Here is a 15003-nt window from a genome sequence, read left to right on the forward strand (position 1 = left end):
GCGCAAGGGATTGACGGCCTTACTGACGGAGAGTCTCATAAGAAGTGACCGCCGGTAACCCATAGGTGAGGTGCCTCCAGCCATGACGACAGTGACCGAACGCGACGTGCAGTTGCTTCGCGATGCACTCGGCCCGCTCCGGGACCGCGAGCAGATCGCCGAGCGGCTGCTCGAATCCTCGGCCAAGCACTCCTTCGATCCGGACAAGGAACTCGACTGGGAATCGGCGATCGAGGACGGCAAGTGGTTCTGGCCGCCCGAGCTCGTCTCGCTCTACGACACCCCGCTGTGGCGGGGGATGTCGCAGGAGCAGCGACTGGACCTGGCCAGGCACGAGGCGGCCTCGCTGGCCTCGCTGGGCATCTGGTTCGAGATCATCCTCATGCAGCTGCTCGTCCGGCACATCTACGACAAGCCGGTGACCAGCAACCACGTCCGCTACGCGCTCACCGAGATAGCCGACGAGTGCCGGCACTCGATGATGTTCGGCCGCATGATCAAGTGGAGCGGTTCGCCCGACTACCCCGTACCGCGCGTCTATCACAACCTCGCCCGCGTGCTGAAGACCGTTTCCACCACACCCGGTTCGTTCGCCGCGACCCTGCTCGGCGAGGAGATCCTCGACTGGATGCAGCGGCTGACGTTCCCGGACGAGCGCGTCCAGACCCTGGTGCGCGGTGTGACCCGCATCCATGTCGTCGAGGAGGCACGGCACGTCCGGTACGCCCGCGAGGAGCTGCGCCGCCAGATGGTGACCGCCCCGCGCTGGGAGCGCGAGTTCACCCGGGTGAGCTGCGGCGAGGCGGCCCGTGTCTTCTCCGTGTGCTTCATCAACCCGCTGGTGTACGAGAACGTCGGCCTGGACCGCCGCGAGGCCGTCGCCCAGGTGAAGGCGAGCGGTCACCGGGCGGAGGTCATGCAGACCGGCGCGAAGCGGCTGACGGACTTCCTGGACGACATCGGGGTGCTGGGCGGGGTGGGACGCAGGCTGTGGAAGAGCTCCGGCCTGCTCGCCTGAGCCGACGCCCCATTGCCCGTACGGGCGGAGCGCCTAGGCTTCATGGCATGACCACTGCCGCGCCGCCGACCCGTGCGTACCGAAGGCTCAGCGTCGAGGAGCGCCGCACCCAGCTCCTCGGTGCGGCGCTCACCCTGTTCGCACACCGGGCCCCCGACGAGGTCTCGCTCGACGAGGTGGCGACGGTCGCCGGAGTCTCCCGCCCACTTGTGTACCGCTACTTCCCGGGCGGACGCCAGCAGTTGTACGAGGCGGCGCTGAGGTCGGCCGCCGAGAAACTGATCCTGTGCTTCAGCGAGCCGCCCGTGGGGCCGCCCACCGAGCGGGTGCTGCGGGTGCTCGACCGTTATCTCGCCTTCGTGGACGAGCACGACGCCGGCTTCAGCGCACTGCTGCGCGGCGGGAGCGTCGTCGAGACCTCCCGTACGACCGCGATCGTCGACGAGGTGCGGCGGGCGGCGGCCGAGCAGATCCTGCTGCACCTGGGCCGGGGCGGCGCGGATGCGGGGGCCGAGCCCGGACCCCGGCTGCGGATGATGGTGCGCACCTGGATCGCGGCCGTCGAAGCGGCGTCCCTGATATGGCTGGACGAGGGGAAGCAGCCCGCCGCGGCCGATCTGCGCGACTGGCTGGTCGACCAGCTGATCGCGCTGCTGGCCGCGACGGCGGCGACGGACCCGGAGACCGCGTCGGCGGTGGCGGAGCTGCTGCCTCTGGAGAACGCCGCAGGTCCGGCCGGGCGGCTGGCGGAACGACTGATCCCGGTCGTCGGCGGGGCGGCCCATCTGCTGCCCGAGGGCTGATCGGTCAGACTGGGGCGGTGAGAAGCGAGAACACCCCCTTCAGCGGCGGCCCCCTGGACGGGCGGGTCCTGCCCGTCCTCGTCGGTCCGACCGGCCATCCGCCCAAGTGGTACGAGGTCCCGGTGCCGGCCGCCGGCGGCGGGCCCGCCACCGTGTACGCGTACCGCCGGGTGCCCGCCGGCCACTCCAAGCGGCTGGGGATTCCGCGGGGCTGGGTGTACGAGTACGCCCCCGAGGGCCGTGAACGGCACAGCCCCAAGTGGCCCTGGTCGAAGCCGGGCTGAGGGTGCGGCACCCGGCGGGCCGGGGGGATCGGTCTAAGATCGACGCTCTGGTGCCGGGCACGGTCAGCAAGGGGGTGCGCCATGGAGGCGCTGCGTCAGGACGATCCACGCCGCATCGGTCCGTACACCGTGCTGGCCCGGTGCCGCGAGACCGCGAGCGCCGTGCAGTACCTCGCGCACGACACGGCCGCGGACAGACCCGTGGTGGTCACCGCCGCCCGTCCCGAACTCGCCGCGCTGCCCGCCTTCCGGCGCCGCTTCCAGGCGGAGGCCCGCACCGCGGACCGGCTGGCCGGCGGCTGGGTCCAGCCGCAGCTCGACACTCCGGCCGATGACGCGGACGACGACCTGCCGTGGACGGCCGGCCCCTACGTACCCGCGATGACGCTCTCCGAGGCGATCGATGTCATGGGGCCGCTTCCCGAGCGTGCCGTGCGGATACTGGGTGCGGGCATCGCCGAGACCCTCTCCCGCGTGCACGCCACCGGAGCCGTGCTCCAGGGCCTGGCTCCCGGGACGGTGCTGCTGGCCGAGGACGGACCACGACTCACCGCGTTCGGCCCGCTGGGCGCTGCGGCCGCCGCCGAGGTCCGGCCCGGCGGGCAGTTGTCCGTAAGGCTCGGATATCTCACCCCGGAACAAGTTGAGGGCGAGGAGCCCGGACCGGCCTCGGATCTCTTCGTGCTGGGCCTGCTGCTGGCGTACGCGGCGACCGGCACGACCCCGCTCGCCGACGGCCCGGCCGCCGAGGGCGCCGAACGGATCGCCCGCACCGACCCCGAACTCGGCGCGGTTCCAGAGGAGTTGCGTGACCTGATCGCCGGCTGCCTCGCGAAGGACCCGGCCGACCGGCCGAGTGCGGGAACGGTGGCGGCGGAGCTGGCCCTCGAGGGGGCGGCGGGCCTGGCGAAGGGCGACTGGCTGCCGGAGCGGCTGGCGGCTGCGGTGACGGAGCAGGGTTTGCGGGTAAGGGAGTTGGTCTCGGCCGGCCCTCCGGTGGATGCGCCGGTCGACAGACCCGCCGACGGACCTGCGGACGCCACACCATCGGATGCACCGGCCGACGCGCCCGGCCGCGAACTCTCCCCCGTCCGGGACACCCGTACCACTCAGCTGGGGAACATCGGGCGCCACGTCCCGAGGACCGACCGGCCCACGACCCAGCTGTCCGTACCGCGCGAGCTCACCGCGCCCCCCGCCGCGCCCCCGGCCGCCCCCGCCGCCGGGCTTCCTGCCGTGCTCCCGCCCGTCGCTGCGCTGCCGCCCCGCCCGCTGCCGGTCCCCGCGGCTCCCGCCCCCGCCCCGGCCGCCCCCGCCTCCCCCGCCGTCGGTCGGCGCAGCCTCTTCGTCGGGCTCGCTGCCGGGGCCGCCGGGCTGGTGGTCGGCGGGGGTGGGGTGCTCGCACTCGGGTCCGGTGACGGGGGCACGACGGACGATCCCAAGCCCGCGCCGAGCCGCAGCGGTCCCACCGTCGCGGGGCTGCCGCCTCAGCCGCGTTGGGTGTACACGCACCCGGCGGCCGAACCTCCGCCGCTCACCGCAGCCCTCTGGAACGACCGGCTGCTGGTGCTGACCAGCGAGAGCGGGGCGGCCGGCATCGATCTGCGTACCGGGCGCCGGGTCTGGGAGAACACGGACGCCGCCAAGGGACAGGCCGCACTGCCGGCGGGGAAGGACCTCTGTTTCGTCGCGGGTCCGTCCGAGTTCCTGTGGCTGTCGCCGAAGGACGGCAAGGTCGCGCACCGGGCGGGATACGCGGACGGGTTCACCGGGGCGCCGAACCTCGCGGTGTCGGAGATCGTCGGCACGTTCGGCCCGGTGGTCTGGTTCACCGGCTCCAACAAGGTGACGGTCAAGGCCCCGGCTCCGAAGAAGGGCAAGAAGCGGGGCAAGGACACTCAGGTCGTCAAGTCGTACCTCTTCGCCTACGACGTCCTGCAACGCAAGGAACTGTGGCGGACCCCCGTACCCACCGGGCGCGGACCGGCCGCCCCCGTCCACCGGCTGATCGCTGTCGGGCAGGACGACTTCGTCGTACGTCAGAGCACAGGCACATTGACACCCGGCGACGTGAAGGCCGCCAAGGGGAAAGCAGTCTTCCGGGGCTTCGACCAGAAGACCGGAAAGCTGCTGTGGAGCAGGTCGTTCGGCACGATCGCACCGGACGGAGCGGCCATGGGGGACGACCGGGGCCTGCTGTACGCGGCGGTGGGCGACGATCTCCAGGTCTTCGAGATCCCCGCAGGCAAGCCGAAGTGGACGCTGAACGGCACCACCGGGACCCCGTACGGGACCCCCGTCGCCACCGGCACGCTTCTGCACACCACCAACCGCAACCAGGAAGTGGGCGCGGTCGAGCGGGAGACGGGGCGGCTGCGCTGGCGGCGCTCGACGGAGGCGGCACCCGGCACCGCCGCCCCCGCGGTGACGCTCAGTACGACCGGCAGGACGCTGTTGGCCGCGGACGGGGCCCAGGTCACCGCGTTCGCGGCACAGGACGGGCGACGGCTGTGGAAGTTCCAGGACATCGGGTCGCAGGACCCGAAGGGGCCCACAGTCACCGCTCCGTACCGGGTGCTGGCGACCGGAAAGACCGCTGTCGTCCAGCGCGACCGGATCTTCTACGCCTTCCCGGTCGCCTGAGCGAAGGCTCAGGGGGTCCGCCCCCGCCCGCCGCCTTCCGGGCGAACCCGTCTGCCGCCACACCGCACGGTTCTTGCATCTCGTGACACCGAGTGACCGTATTTGATGCGCTCACTCATGGGGAAGTCCCATGACTCGCCCCGTCACCGGAGGTGATGTCGTGTCAGGCGGAGTCCTGCGTGCGGTCTGCACCGCGACCCTGACCACGCTAGTCGTAACCTCGCCGGCAGCCGCCGCTCCCGTGGACCCGAGCCCCGCCGCGGGCCCCGCCGCGAATTCGGCCGCCGCCCCCGCGGCCACGAACAAGAGCGTCGCCCAGCTGCTGACCGAGCTGCAGAAGCTGTACCAGCAGGCCGAGGAGGCCACCGAGACGTACAACGGGACCGCAGCGGAGCTGAAGAAGCGCAAAGCGCAGGCGAAGAAGCTCCACACCTCCCTCGTCGCCGCCCGGACCGCGCTGGCCGACAGCCACGACGAGGCGGGGCAGCTGGCCCGTGAGGAATACCAGGGGCAGTCCGACATCTCCTCGTACATGCAGCTCATGCTGGCCCGTGATCCCGAGCACTTCCTGGACCAGGAGCATGTGATCCGGCGTGCGGCGGCCGGGCGGGCGGCCACCGTGAAGCGGCTCACCGGCGCCGAGAAGCGCGCCGACGACCTGGCCGCCGAGTCCCGCAAGGTGCTGGACCGGCAGCAGGCTCTGGCCACGAAGCAGAAGAAGCAGCGGAACGCGGTGCAGTCGCGGCTCAAGGCCGTCGAGGCGGAACTGGCCACGCTCTCCGGCACACAGCTCGCCGAGCTGTCCCGGCTGGAACAGCGGGGCATGGCGAAGGCACAGGGCGCCCTGGCCGCCTCTGGCGCCCTGTCCTCGACCTGGTCGCCGTCCCAGGCCGGCGGCGAGGCGGTGAAGTACGCGATCCGGCAGGTGGGCAAGCCGTACGTGTGGGGCGCGGAGGGGCCGAACTCGTTCGACTGTTCGGGGCTCACCTCGCAGGCCTGGGCGAAGGCGGGCCGGGTCATTCCGCGGACCTCGCAGGAGCAGTGGCGGCAGCTTCCGAAGGTGCCGCTCAACGCGCTGCGCCCGGGCGACCTGGTGATCTATTTCCCGAAGGCCACTCATGTGGCGCTGTACATCGGCAACGGACAGGTGGTGCAGGCGCCCCGGCCGGGTTCGCAGGTGAAGGTCTCGCCGGTGGCGTCGAATCCGCTGCTGGGTGCCGTACGGCCGGATCCGCAGAGCGCGCCGTTGTCCGGGTACAAGCCGCCGCAGCTCCCGCAGGGGGCGTCCTCGGGCTCGGACTCGGGGTACAGCTCGTCGTCGGCGCCCGAGCAGTAGGCAGCCGGGGCCGTGACGTCCGCACATGACAGCCGGGCCGAGTCCCGTCGGATTCCCGACGGGACTCGGCCCGGCTGCTGCGGTCAGGCGGCCGACGCTGCCCCGGACACCTCGGCGAGGTACGCGTTCGTCTTCTCCGGGTCGGAGAAGTAAGCCACTCATATCAGAAGCCTCCCACCTGCGAACTTTCCGCAGATGAGAGGCTTCTGACGTCCCGTGGGCCGTCTGTGGGCCGTCAGCCCCGAATCGGGCCCTTGCTGTAGGCCGTCGCGATGGCCTTTCGCGTGCGCTCCCGGCTGCTCGGCATGAGGTGGGCGTACACCCTGAGCGTCATGGCCGGGTCACTGTGTCCCAGGTACTCGCTCACGGCCTTGATGTTCTCCCCGCCATCAAGGAGGGCCGACGCGTGGAAGTGCCTGAGAGCGTGCATGCCGTGCTCTCGCGCCGCGGCATAGCTGCCCTCCTCGGTCTCAGGCTCCGGAATGATTCCGGCCGCCACCAATGCGGGCTTCCACGCGCCGTCGTTGAGCGAGGTGCGCCACACGTGGTTGCCCATCGGCGCGGTGAAGATCAGACGCTTGGTCACCTTCGGGCCGTCAGCGCGCCGCCACGGCAGGGTGATCTCGACCGGTGGGTACTGCTTCATGTGCGCTTTGAGAGCGTCGGCCACGGGGCCAGGCAGCGGAACGTCCCTCAGCTTCCCGCCCTTGGGTGGTGCGAACACCGGCTTGCTCCGGCTGAGTTTGAGCTGCTGCACCACATGAAGGGTGTCGGTCTCGAAGTCGAAGGCGTCCACGGTCACGCCCAGGATCTCGCTCTGCCGCATGCCGCAGCCCGCCCCCAGGTCGACCATCGCCTGATACCTCTCCGGCATCGCGGCCTGCACGGCGAACACCCGCTCAGCAAGCCACGGAACGACCGGCTTCCGCTCAACAACCGGCTGCTTGACGGAACGCACGGAACACGGGTTGCGGTTCGGGTACTTGTCGTCAACGGCGGCGCTCAGCACGGCTCGCACATTGGAGTAGATCGCTCGGGCGTAGGGGCCAGGGATTCCGCGCTGTTCGAGGGTGGCCACCCACTCGCGGACATGTTCCGAAGTCGCCGGGTGGGCTCACGAGATGCGGGCTTGGTTTGCTCTCACGACCGGGGACTACCGCGGAGTCATCGCAGCGGCTCAGGCAGGGGCAGAGGTCGCGGCCCACCACGGTGTCGCGGTGCAGCTTGCCGACCAAGAGGCGAAGGCGTGGGCTCGGCTCGGTGACCGGCGACAGGTCGAGGCGGCGCTGGACAAGGGGCGGCGCCTACTCGAAGGCATGCCGCACCCGGAGAACCTGGACAACCACTTCGTGGTCGACCCGGCGAAGTTCGACTTCTATTCGATGGACTGCTACCGCTTGGTCGGGGAGGACAAGCTGGCCAGGGCCCTTGCCGAAGAGGTGCTGCGTGCGGGTACGGACTTCGACGGCACCGAGCGCGCGCCGATGCGCAACGCTGAGGCGCGCGTAACGCTGGGCGTGACGGCCGCACGCGAGGGCGACCTGGAACAGGCACTCATCATGGGAGAGCGTGCGCTTCAAGGCGACCGGCAGTCGGTGCCGTCGCTCATCATGACGAGTCGGGAGCTCGCGGCCGAAGTGAAGCGCCGCTACAGCACCGAGCCGTCTGCCCAGGACTACCTCGCGCAGCTTCAGGCACTTGGGCGAGAGAAGCCGGGCTTCCTGCCACAGTGACGTCACCTTGCTCGCCCCCTGCGCTAGCTTTCAGGGCAAGCCCCTGCCCAGACCCCGGTTTCCAAGCGGAACCGGGGTCTTCTCGCACCCACTGCTAGACGCTAGTGCGCAGCTCAGCCGCATGATTCGCTGCTAGCGGGGGTGCTAGACCTAGCGGTGACGGGTGCTAGGTCCAGGGCGTGTCCGACGGGTCGGCACAGTCCCTGCGACTCTCCCGGCTACGCTCGCGCGGGAGCGCCCCGCGGCGCGTGGCTGCGGGGCGCCTTGTGGGGTTTAGGGCCTGTTAGTCGACCGGCTCCCCGTCGTGCGTACCGCCCTTGCAGGGGTTGCCCGGCAAGTCGATCCGGGGCTCTCCGCCGCCCTGCTTGCACTCAGAAGGGGTGACGTAGGATGGGGCACCCTTTGCGGTGGCGGCGGTGGCGGTGGCGGCGCCTGTGAGGCCGAGTCCGGCGAGGGCTGCCGTGGCGATGACGGCGGCGAGGATTCGTCGAATGTGCATTTGGTTCCCCTTTCACGGATTACCTCGGTGGGGCACTAGCCAGCTTGTGCTTCGCCCATGTGGATGGCACATCATGTTGCGCCATTCAGGTGGCATGGCTGTCGGGAGCAGGGCCGCTGACCCGGCCCGCCCAAGGCCTTCGCGGCCGACTGGGAAGGCGGGACGGACGGCGGAGCGATGGCAGCTCTGGGGGTGGGGACGGTCTGCATGACGCGACCCGTCAGACACGCTCTAGCAGGGCAGTCCTGGATTCGACCCCACAGGCCCCCACAACCTTGTGGGGGTCCCACACGGCCGCGGGGGTCTCTGACCTGCATGTGGTGGGTGTGGGGGTTCCACAAACCGCCCCCGGAAAACGGCCCTGCGCCCCCCACAGGACGCCTCGGGGGACATTCTGTGGGGGTCTGTGGGACCCCCACAGACCCCCACAAGAGCCGCGATAGAGAGTGACGAACGCGTGGCCCTCCTCGCCGGAGCGGCGCTCCAGGCTGTGAACCGTCGGTCGGTGGGCGGGGCGTCAGGAGGGACAGGGCTCCGGGCGTCAGGCAGTGTCAGGACCTGGTGTCAGGGCGCGTGACGGTGTCAGGTGTCACGCGGGTGTCAGAGCCATTCACCGGGCCGATGGCCGGGCCGTCCGTGGGCCGTCGGAGGGCGGCCCACAGTCACCAACGTTCACCACCGTTGACCGCTGCTTCGCAGGTCAGGCGTTTACACAGCGGCCGAGACCTCGGCCAGGTACGCGTTCGTCTTCTCCGGGTCGAAGAAGAAGTTCTCGAAGTCCGCCGGGTTGTTGAAGCCGTTGGCGAAGCGGTTGGCGACCGGCTGGAGCTGGCCGGCTGCGCCGATCAGGTTCAGTACGTGCTCCGGCGGTACGCCGAGCATCGCGTTGGTCCACTTCACGACGTGCTGCGTGGTCTCCCAGTGCCGGTCGAACGTGGCCTGCATCCACTCCGCGTCGAACTCGCGGTCGCCGTGCTCGAGGATCGAGTTCAGGTAGGAGTTCGCGCACTTGGAGGCCGTGTTGGAGCCCTGGCCGGTGATCGGGTCGTTGGCGACGACCACGTCCCCCACGCCGAGGACCAGACCGCCGCCGGGCAGCCGGCCGATCGGCTTGCGGACGGTCGGGGCGTAACGGCCCGCCAGGGTGCCGTTCGCGTCGGTCAGTTCGACCTTGGTGGCGCGTGCGTACTCCCACGGCAGGAACCGCTCCATGAGCTCCAGCGTCTTGGCGAGGTGCTCGGCGGGGTCCTTGATGCCCTGGAACGCGTCGAGCGGGCCGCCCGGGACGCCCTCCCAGAACAGGATGTCGGCACGGCCGGACGTGGTCAGGGTCGGCATCACGAAGAGCTCGCCGACGCCGGGGACCAGGTTGCAGCGGACCGCGTCGAACTCGGGGTGCTCGGGGCGCGGGCCCATTCCGTGGACGTACGCGACGGCCAGGGCACGCTGCGGGGCGTCGAACGGCGAACGGGACGCGTCGCGGCCGAACATGGAGACCAGTTCGCCCTTGCCCGCGGAGACCATCACCAGGTCGTACGTACGGGAGAAGTAGTCAAGGTCGGAGACGGCGGCACCGTGGATGACGAGCTGCCCGCCGCGCTGGGCGAAGGTCTCCATCCAGCCAGCCATCTTCACGCGCTGGTCGATGGACTGGGCGAAGCCGTCCAGCTTGCCGACCCAGTCGACGGCGCGCGAGGAGTCGGGCGCGGCGACCGAGACGCCGAGGCCCTCGATGCGCGGGGCCTGGGACTCCCAGAAGTTGAGCTGGTAGTCACGCTCGTACTGGAGCGCCGTGTCGAACATGCACTGCGTCGACATGACCCGGCCGGAGCGGATCTCGTCGGCGGTGCGGTTGGACATCAGGGTGACTTCGTACCCTCGGGACTGCAGTCCAAGGGCGAGCTGGAGACCGGACTGGCCGGCTCCGACTATGAGTATCTTCCGCATCGCGGTTCTCCGTTACGTGTTGCGTGCGAGCTATGCCGGGGTGGCGTCGAGGGCGTGGCCCACGAGGGCCAGCAGCGACTCGACGACAGTGATCTTGTTACGCGCGTCCATGATCACAACAGGCACGTGCGGCGGCACGGTCAGGGCCTCCCTGACGTCCTCCGCATCGAACCCCGGCGTTCCTTCGAAGTGGTTGACGGCGACGATGTACGGCAGGCCGCAGCTCTCGAAGTAGTCGAGTGCGGGGAAGCAGTCGGCGAGCCGCCGGGTGTCGGCGAGCACGACCGCACCGATCGCGCCGCGCACCAGGTCGTCCCACATGAACCAGAAGCGCTGCTGGCCCGGTGTGCCGAACACGTACAGCACGAGGTCGTCGTCGAGCGTGAGCCGGCCGAAGTCCATCGCGACGGTCGTGGTGACCTTGTCGGGTGTCGCGGAGAGATCGTCGGTCTCCTCGCTGGCCTGGGTCATCATCGCTTCGGTCTTCAGCGGGGTGATCTCGGAGACCGACCCCACGAAGGTCGTCTTGCCCACGCCGAACCCGCCCGCGACCACGATCTTCGTGGCGATGGGGGCCCTGGTGTGGTCCAACTGCCAGGCCTGCAGCGATTCTTCGGCCTGGTCCTTGGCCCCCGGCTGACGCGGGGCGAAGAGCGGCGACTCAGAGACGGCGGAGTCCATTGAGCACCCTTTCGAGCAGTGCGCGGTCGGGCTGGCCGGTGCCGTGACCGGTCCCGTACACGCGGATCTTTCCCTGGTCGGCCAAGTCGCTGAGCAGCACCCGGACCACGCCGAGCGGCATCTTCAGCAGGGCGGAGATCTCAGCGACCGTACGCATCCGGCGGCAGATTTCGACGATGGCCTGGAGCTCCGGCATGACGCGGGTGGCCAGGTTGCCGTTGGTCAGCTCGCGGCGCTCCTCGGGCGCTTCCAGCGCGGCGACGAACGTCTCGACGAGCAGAACGTGGCCGAAGCGGGTGCGACCGCCGGTGAGCGAGTACGGGCGGACCCGTGCGGGCCTTCGGTCGGACCCGCGGACGGGAAGCCTTCGGGCGGGTTCAGCAGCGGGCGTCACTGGGCGCTCTCCATCGATTTGCGCAGTTCACTGCGGAGTTCGGGGGTGAGTACGTGTCCGGCTCGGCCGACGAAGAGCGCCATGTGGTAGGCGATGACGCTCATGTCGCAGTCCGGGGTGGCGTGCACACCGAGCAGCGAGCCGTCGCTGATCGACATGACGAAGACGCTGCCCTCGTCCATGGCGACCATGGTCTGCTTGACGCCGCCGCCGCCCATCAGCTTGGCGGCGCCGACGGTGAGGCTGCCGATGCCGGAGACGATGGTGGCCAGGTCGGCGCTGGAGCCCTTGGGGCCGTCCTGCCGTCCGGTGCTCTGAGTGGTCAGATGGCCGGGGTCGGAGGAGAGCAGCATCAGTCCGTCGGACGAGACGACGGTGACCGAGTGGACCCCTGGCACCTCCTCCACCAGATTGCTCAGCAACCAGTGAAGGTTCCGGGCCTCGGTACTCAGCCCGAATGTGCTGGGCGCAGTCAACTGCGTGCCTCCTCGACTGTGTCCCCCGTCTCATCGGCTCGGCCGTCGCTGGGGTCGGCCGGATCACTGTGCTCGGTAAGTGCGGAGCGCCCGGCGTGTGCGGGGGCCCCGGGGAACGGCTGGGTCGCCGTGATCTCGGCGATCTCCGCCTCGACGTCCCGGCGGCCGTCCTTCGCACCCTGGTGGAAGCCGCCGAGCCGACGGCGCAGCGCTTCCTTGTCCAGGCTGCCCTTGCGCTCGGCGCTGGGTGCCGTGGTGGGCTTGACGACCTTGGGGGTGCGCTTGGGCAGGCCCTTGTCGGTAATGCGCTCCTGCTGCGGCTGCGAGTGCTGCACCGGCTGCCGGGGGCCGGGCAGGGCGTCGGCGACGGGCGCGGGGGCCGGGGCGGGTGCGGGGACCGGGGCGGGAGCGGTGTACGGCTCCGGGGCGGGAGCGGTATACGGCTCCGGGGCGGACACAGGGGCCGGCGCGGCGTACGGCTCCGGGGACTCGTCTGCAGTGCGCTCGTGGCGGTCGGGGCCGATGGCGTACGGGTCGGGCGCCGTGAGCTCGGAGACATCCGCGAACTCCGGAACCACCGGGAGCCGTACCTGCATCGTGATCTCGGCCTCGGCGGCGGCCGGAGCGGGGGCGGCCGGAGCGGGGGCGGCCGGAGCGGGGGCGGGGGCGTTGCCCACCGCGTGCCCGGGCACGGGCTCGGAGGTGGCGCCGGACTCGCGGATCGTCTGCTCGGCCGCGGCGATCAGCGGGTCGCCGGGCAGGGCGAGCGTACGCCCCGGCAGTGCGTTGGAGTTGGCCTCGGCGACCGACCCCGGCAGATTCACCGCGGGGGCGTCCCCGGGGACCTTCACCGGCGGTGGTGTGGCGGCCGGTGGCGCCTTCGGCAGCATGGTCTTGGGCAGGACGACGACCGCCGTGACCCCGCCGGTGCCCGCGTGGTCGCGCAGCTGGACCCGTACACCGTGGCGCGCGGCCAGCAGGGAGGTGACCTGGAGTCCGAGCCCGGCCCCGTCCGCACTCTGTTCGCCCGCCTCGAACAACGTGGGGTCGCCGAGCCTGGTGTTGAGCTCGCCCATCCGTACGGCGGACATCCCGATGCCCTCGTCCTGGACGGAGAGCATCACCTCGCCGGTCTCCAGCAGCCAGCCGGAGAGCTGGACATGGGAATCCGGCGGTGAGAAGGAGGTCGCGTTCTCCAGGAGTTCGGCGACGAGGTGGCTGAGGTCGTCCGCGGCGAAACCGGCGATCTGGGCGTGCGGCGGCAGGGACTGGATGGTGACCCGCTCGTACCGCTCGATCTCGGAGACGGCCGCACGCAACACGTCGACCAGCGGGATCGGGCCCGCATGGCCGTGGCCGTGCTCGGCGCCGGCGAGGACCAGCATGTTCTCGCTGTGGCGGCGCATGACCGTGGCCATGTGGTCGAGCTTGAAGAGGGTGGCCAGCCGCTCCGGGTCGTGCTCCCGCTCCTCCAGGCTCTCGATGACACCGAGCTGACGCTCGACGAGGCCGAGGGTGCGCAGCGAGAGGTTGACGAAGGTGTGGTGGACCGTGTTCTTCAGCCGCTCCAGCTGGGCGGTGAGGTCGGAGGCCATGACCTGGAGTTCGGCGCGCTGGACGGTGAGGGCCTCGCGTCCGGCGATCAGCTCGGCACGCTCGGTCTGCAGGCTCTCGAAGCGGCCGTTGAACTCGTGGAGCAGTCCGTGCAGCTGGCCGTGCAGGGCGTTGATGGACCGTACGACCTGGGCGAACTCGTCGTTGCGGCCGGTGTAGCGGATTGGTTCGGCGGTGGCGGGTTCCGCGGCAAGGCGGGCGGCACCGATCCGCAGGACGGCGAGCGGCTGGGTGAGGGTGCGGGCCACGGCGGTGGAGACGCCGACGGCGATCAGCAGACAGCCGCCGAGCAGCGCGATCCGCAGTTCCAGCGCCGTGACGTCATCGTCGCGCAGCTGCTCCAGGCGCTGGACCTGTGCGGTGCCGAGGGCGGACTCGACACCCCGCATCCGGTCGATCCGGGCGGAGAGTGCCGCCTCGACCTTCTTGCTGCTGGCCTTCTGGTCGGAGTCCGACAGCTCGGGGCGGTCGGTGAGGGAGTTGAGGTACTTCTCCGCGCTGTTGACCTCGGGTCCGGTGACGGTGGACGACAGCTTGTCGCGGGCTGTGGCTCCGGCGGCCTGGTCGAAGTCGGCGAGCGAGGAGAGTTCGCGGACCCGGGCCTGCTGGGCGGCGGCGCTCAGCTCGTCACGGGTGCGGTCGTCCTTGCTGCTGCCCGCGTCCTGGGTCTGGACGGGCAGCCCGGTGACCCGGTCGATCTGCGAGGTCGTGACCTTGCGGGGTACGGACAGCGCGGCGATCAGCAGCCCGCGGGTGGCGGAGGCCTGCTCGGTGGCCTGGCCGAGGGCGAACGGGGCGCGGGTGGACTCGGCGGCGCGCGGCGGGGTCTTCTCGGCGAGCTCGTCGGCGAGATCGTGGAGCTTGGCGATGACCTCGGAGTACGCCTGATGGGCCTCCAGCGCGGTGCCCTTGCCGCTGAGCGCGTCGCGGCGCAGGGAGGGAATGGTGGAGAGGTCGCGGCGCAGTGCGGCCGGGGCCGCACCCCTGATCTCGTCCACCTGCTGGTCGACGCGGGCGCTCCGGCTGCCGGGGTCGCCCTTGCCTTCCGCCGTGGGGCCGGACTTCTCGTCACGGCCGGCCGCGATGTAGGCGGTGACCTCGTCACGCTCGTCCGCGAGGGCGTGTGCGAGCGCGATGGCCTGTTGGTTCAGCTCGGCGAGGGTGACCAGCCGCTGAGAGTCGTTCAGGTCGGAGGAAGCGCTGAGGGCCGCGGGTGCGCCCGCGGCGATGACAGTGATACCGACGACCGCGACGCCGGCAACCAGCCGACTGCGTACGCGCACGGTGCGCCGGGTGCTCTCGCTCTCGGCGGGTGCCGGAGGCGTCACCTCGGAACCACTGCGCTTGCTGCCCTTGCTCCGAGGCCGCTTCTTCTGCACCGGTGCTCGCATTCTTGACTCGTCCGCCCTTGAAGCAGAGGTGACGCACGGTCACATGTGAACGAGCGTCCCGACTCCTGGTACGGCTTCTGACCATTCCAGTGCTTTTGAGAGGGAGACGCGCATCAACCACTCCGCCACCTGAACGAGTGAACATCACTCCGGAGTTGACCAACAAGTCTCCCCCGGGGGCGCG

The 15003-nt window shown here is 70.6% G+C and carries 12 protein-coding genes and 1 pseudogene; 6 read left to right on the forward strand and 7 right to left on the reverse strand.

Annotated features, from left to right (window positions below):
- Nucleotides 1–82: 82 nt before the first annotated feature.
- The 5 genes from ACIPEK_RS04825 to ACIPEK_RS04845 all read left to right on the forward strand — a co-directional run bounded on the left by ACIPEK_RS04825 (nucleotide 83) and on the right by ACIPEK_RS04845 (nucleotide 6084).
- Nucleotides 83–1018: a diiron oxygenase gene (locus ACIPEK_RS04825; RefSeq protein ID WP_401990624.1), complete on the forward strand. Its 936-nt coding sequence runs from the start codon at nucleotides 83–85 to the stop codon at nucleotides 1016–1018.
- Nucleotides 1019–1065: 47 nt separating this feature from the next.
- The gene (locus ACIPEK_RS04830) at nucleotides 1066–1821 is read left to right on the forward strand and encodes a TetR/AcrR family transcriptional regulator (protein WP_383073014.1); all 756 of its coding nucleotides are present in this window, start codon (nucleotides 1066–1068) and stop codon (nucleotides 1819–1821) included.
- Between the two features lie 17 nt (nucleotides 1822–1838).
- Entirely contained in the window at nucleotides 1839–2105 is a 267-nt protein-coding gene (locus tag ACIPEK_RS04835) for a hypothetical protein (RefSeq protein ID WP_383073013.1), read from the forward strand.
- A gap of 81 nt (nucleotides 2106–2186) precedes the next feature.
- Nucleotides 2187–4748 carry a PQQ-binding-like beta-propeller repeat protein gene (locus ACIPEK_RS04840; protein WP_401990628.1) on the forward strand — a complete coding sequence of 854 codons (2562 nt, stop codon included), beginning with the start codon at nucleotides 2187–2189 and terminating at the stop codon, nucleotides 4746–4748.
- Between the two features lie 160 nt (nucleotides 4749–4908).
- Nucleotides 4909–6084 carry an NlpC/P60 family protein gene (locus ACIPEK_RS04845; RefSeq protein ID WP_401990630.1) on the forward strand — a complete coding sequence of 392 codons (1176 nt, stop codon included), beginning with the start codon at nucleotides 4909–4911 and terminating at the stop codon, nucleotides 6082–6084.
- Nucleotides 6085–6319: 235 nt separating this feature from the next.
- On the opposite strand, the pseudogene ACIPEK_RS04850 reads toward ACIPEK_RS04845, so the two are convergent.
- Nucleotides 6320–7177 (reverse strand): annotated as a pseudogene (locus ACIPEK_RS04850) (tyrosine-type recombinase/integrase); the annotation flags it as partial.
- A gap of 124 nt (nucleotides 7178–7301) precedes the next feature.
- Between ACIPEK_RS04850 and ACIPEK_RS04855 the strand changes: the two are divergent.
- Nucleotides 7302–7817 carry a hypothetical protein gene (locus tag ACIPEK_RS04855; RefSeq protein ID WP_401990633.1) on the forward strand — a complete coding sequence of 172 codons (516 nt, stop codon included), beginning with the start codon at nucleotides 7302–7304 and terminating at the stop codon, nucleotides 7815–7817.
- Nucleotides 7818–8100: 283 nt separating this feature from the next.
- On the opposite strand, the gene ACIPEK_RS04860 is transcribed toward ACIPEK_RS04855, so the two are convergent.
- From ACIPEK_RS04860 to ACIPEK_RS04885, 6 genes are all read right to left on the reverse strand, one after another.
- The gene (locus ACIPEK_RS04860) at nucleotides 8101–8316 is read right to left on the reverse strand and encodes a hypothetical protein (protein WP_401990636.1); all 216 of its coding nucleotides are present in this window, start codon (nucleotides 8314–8316) and stop codon (nucleotides 8101–8103) included.
- A 708-nt stretch (nucleotides 8317–9024) separates the two neighbouring features.
- Nucleotides 9025–10263, reverse strand: coding sequence for a styrene monooxygenase/indole monooxygenase family protein (locus tag ACIPEK_RS04865; protein WP_401990639.1), 1239 nt, complete (start codon nucleotides 10261–10263; stop codon nucleotides 9025–9027).
- 30 nt (nucleotides 10264–10293) lie between these two features.
- The gene (locus ACIPEK_RS04870) at nucleotides 10294–10944 is read right to left on the reverse strand and encodes an ATP/GTP-binding protein (protein ID WP_383074350.1); all 651 of its coding nucleotides are present in this window, start codon (nucleotides 10942–10944) and stop codon (nucleotides 10294–10296) included.
- Nucleotides 10925–11338 (reverse strand): DUF742 domain-containing protein, encoded by a 414-nt coding sequence (locus tag ACIPEK_RS04875; protein ID WP_037689183.1) that lies wholly within the window; start codon nucleotides 11336–11338, stop codon nucleotides 10925–10927. Before ACIPEK_RS04875 ends, ACIPEK_RS04870 begins: the two co-directional genes overlap by 20 nt.
- Complete coding sequence (locus ACIPEK_RS04880; RefSeq protein WP_383074348.1) at nucleotides 11335–11814, reverse strand: roadblock/LC7 domain-containing protein; 480 nt, start codon at nucleotides 11812–11814, stop codon at nucleotides 11335–11337. The genes ACIPEK_RS04875 and ACIPEK_RS04880 overlap by 4 nt, the downstream gene beginning before the upstream one ends.
- The gene (locus ACIPEK_RS04885; protein WP_401990820.1) at nucleotides 11811–14807 is read right to left on the reverse strand and encodes a nitrate- and nitrite sensing domain-containing protein; all 2997 of its coding nucleotides are present in this window, start codon (nucleotides 14805–14807) and stop codon (nucleotides 11811–11813) included. The genes ACIPEK_RS04880 and ACIPEK_RS04885 overlap by 4 nt, the downstream gene beginning before the upstream one ends.
- Nucleotides 14808–15003: the final 196 nt, after the last annotated feature.

Source organism: Streptomyces sp. NPDC088246 (assembly GCF_044741025.1).
GTDB lineage: Bacteria > Actinomycetota > Actinomycetes > Streptomycetales > Streptomycetaceae > Streptomyces.

Coding starts and splice junctions, on each gene's coding strand:
- ACIPEK_RS04825 (WP_401990624.1), top strand. CDS start 83: ATGACGACAGTGACCGAACGCGACGTGCAGTTGCTTCGCGATGCACTC.
- ACIPEK_RS04830 (WP_383073014.1), top strand. CDS start 1,066: ATGACCACTGCCGCGCCGCCGACCCGTGCGTACCGAAGGCTCAGCGTC.
- ACIPEK_RS04840 (WP_401990628.1), top strand. CDS start 2,187: ATGGAGGCGCTGCGTCAGGACGATCCACGCCGCATCGGTCCGTACACC.
- ACIPEK_RS04860 (WP_401990636.1), bottom strand. CDS start 8,316: ATGCACATTCGACGAATCCTCGCCGCCGTCATCGCCACGGCAGCCCTC.
- ACIPEK_RS04865 (WP_401990639.1), bottom strand. CDS start 10,263: ATGCGGAAGATACTCATAGTCGGAGCCGGCCAGTCCGGTCTCCAGCTC.
- ACIPEK_RS04870 (WP_383074350.1), bottom strand. CDS start 10,944: ATGGACTCCGCCGTCTCTGAGTCGCCGCTCTTCGCCCCGCGTCAGCCG.